This window comes from Nocardia sp. NPDC004722 (assembly GCF_053601505.1).
In genome coordinates this window covers 1-1,041 of the sequence record NZ_JBSGBY010001120.1, presented here as the reverse complement: position 1 = coordinate 1,041, position 1,041 = coordinate 1, and the positions used below count along the sequence as shown (strand labels likewise).

The window sequence follows — 1,041 nt, the reverse complement described above, 5'->3', positions numbered from 1 at the left end:
GAACGTCCGCATGCAGTACGCGAACTCGTTGGTCTACAAGGAATACAAGCCGAAGGTGTTGGCCACCCTCGACGTCGCGGCGCGGCCGGGCAGCGGGCCCTCTACGACATCGGTCTCACCGGTATCCCGATCGTGAACGTGAACAACAACTGCGCGACCGGTTCCACCGCGCTCATGTTCGCCCGCGAATGGGTCGCGGCGGGCCTCACCGAGGTCGCGCTGGCCGTCGGCTTCGAGCAGATGACCAAGGAGGCGATGGCCGGTCCGGCCACCAAGCCCAAGGTCACCACCGTCGACGCGCACCTGAAGGTCAACCGCGAGCACTTCGAGTTCTCCGCGGCCCCGATCACCACCCAGTTCTTCGGCAACGCGGCCATCGAGCACATGAAGCGCTACGGCACCACGCCCGAGCAGCTCGCGGCGGTCGCGGTCAAGAACCACCAGCACTCCACGCGAAACCCCCTCGCCCAGTTCCAGGATGCCTACACTCTCGAGCAGGTGCTCGGCGACAAGCCGGTGCACGGGCCGCTGACCCGCTCGCAGTGTTCGCCCATGTCCGACGGTGCGGCGGCGGCGGTCGTGGTGAGCGAGGAGTTCGTGAAGGCCAACGGCCTCGAGGGCCAGGCCATCGAGATCCTGGCGCAGGAACTGGCCACCGACGACGGCACCTCCTTCTCCACCGGTTCCATGATCGACGTGGTGGGCGCGCCGATGACCCGGGCGGCCGCGTCGAAGGTGTTCTCGCGCGCCGGAATCGGTGTCGCCGATGTCGATGTGATCGAGTTGCACGACTGCTTCTCCATCAACGAGCTCATCACCTACGAGGCGCTGGGTCTGTGCGGTGAGGGCGAATCCGGTGCGCTGGTGGAGTCGGGTGCGACCACCTACGGCGGCACCTGGGTGGTGAACCCGTCGGGCGGCCTCATCTCCAAGGGCCACCCGCTGGGTGCGACCGGCCTGGCGCAGTGCACCGAATTGAGCTGGCAGCTGCGCGGACTCGCGGGCGAACGCCAGGTCGCCAGCGCCCGCACCGCGCTCGCG

1 protein-coding gene is annotated in these 1,041 nt (G+C 67.9%); it reads left to right on the top strand.

The features are described from left to right. Window positions 1-1,041 (top strand): thiolase C-terminal domain-containing protein (locus ACWELQ_RS46220; RefSeq protein WP_452403278.1); only part of this gene is annotated, 1,041 nt, incomplete at both ends.